The 1,481-nt window shown below is 56.7% G+C and carries 1 protein-coding gene; it reads left to right on the top strand.

The window, feature by feature from the left end:
- Positions 1-173: 173 nt before the first annotated feature.
- A complete protein-coding gene (locus ACREXZ_RS30810) occupies positions 174-1,211 on the top strand; it encodes an IS5 family transposase (protein ID WP_431767909.1) in 1,038 nt (345 codons plus the stop codon).
- The last annotated feature ends 270 nt before the right edge of the window (positions 1,212-1,481 follow it).

Here is a 1,481-nt window from a genome sequence, read left to right as displayed (position 1 = left end):
AAGGCGCGGTGACCTACCACGACTTGTCTGGTAACCCGACCCGGCTGCACCGTAACGGCATGTATTCGCCGCGCGTGCTTGATCACTCTTAAGGGCACCTCGAAAAATAGCGACTTTAGCAAGTTTTGTGCGAGTCTGACTGCGGATGACAAGATTCGCAGAGGTGGGGAGCGATGGGGCAGCTCGGATTTTTCGATGCGGACAAGCGACTGGCGGCGATTTCTGCGAAAGGCGATCCGCTGGAGATGATCGATCGGGTGGTACCGTTCGAGAGCTTTCGTAGCGAGATTGAGGTGGCGGTGTTGACGCCGGCAGAGGACAAGAAGAGCAACGCTGGCCGCAAACCGATCGATGTTATCGTTATGTTTCGGATGCTAGTGCTGCAATCGCTGTATAACCTTTCCGACGAGCAGATCGAGTATCAAGTGAGCGACCGCATGTCGTTCACTCGGTTTCTGCGACTTGGCATTGAGGATCGCGTTCCCGACGGCACGACGCTGTGGCTGTTCCGTGAAGCGCTGGGTAAGGCCGGGCTGATCGAGAAGCTGTTCAAACGCTTTAGCCGGCATTTGGAGGCGGAGGGCTACATTGCACGCGGCGGCCAGATGATTGACGCCACGATCGTGCCGGTTCCCAAGCAGCGTAATAGCCGGGAAGAGAATGAGGCCGTGAAGGCCGGCAAGACACCAAAGGAATGGCAGAAGAACCCCGCGAAAAACCGGCAGAAAGACAAGAATGCACGCTGGACCAAGAAGCACGGTAAGAGCTTTTACGGCTACAAAAACCACGTGAATGCGGATGCCAAGCACAAGCTGATCCGTCACTACGAGGTGACCGACGCGAGCGTGCATGACAGCCGGAAATTCGATGGACTTCTCAACAAGACCAACACGTCTGCAGACGTGTACGCGGACAGCGCGTATCGCTCTACCGCGATCGAAGCGAAGCTCAAGGCGCGCGGCTTGCGCAGCCGCATTCATCAGCGTGCGAGCCGCAATCATGCGCTATCGAAAGCACAGGAGACCGCGAACCAGCAGAAGAGCAAGGTTAGGGCTCGCATCGAACACGTGTTCGGTGCTCAGGAAACATCGCCGGGTGGTCGGATTGTACGGACGATCGGTATGGTGCGGGCGAAAGTCAAGATCGGCCTGCAGAACCTCGCCTACAACATTCGCCGGCTTGTAACGTTGGAGCGGATGGCTGCCGCATAACAGAGCAACCCGCCTGACGCGCCCTAAACGAGGCGCCACCGCAAAAAGCAGAGATGCATCGGCGTCAAATCAACAGCGAAAATGACCGTCGTGCCGCAGCGATGGTCGCGTCAACGACAAAATCGTAATTGTTCGAGGTTCCCAAGATGCTTTTAAGGGAGGGCACGATGGAATTGATAGTGAGTGGTTGGGGACGAGACCATGGGGAAAGAATTGTAGCCAAGCGTGACCTAGGCGACGCGCGCTCTTCATCAAGGAACGGCTATGACC

The sequence above is a fragment of the Paraburkholderia sp. genome, from assembly GCF_050742655.1.
In the GTDB taxonomy this organism is placed as follows: Bacteria; Pseudomonadota; Gammaproteobacteria; order Burkholderiales; family Burkholderiaceae; genus Paraburkholderia.
This window is presented reverse-complemented; position numbering and strand designations above follow the sequence as displayed.

Bases quoted from the DNA above. Each gene is read 5' to 3' on its own strand.
- ACREXZ_RS30810 (WP_431767909.1), top strand. From the start codon at position 174: ATGGGGCAGCTCGGATTTTTCGATGCGGACAAGCGACTGGCGGCGATT.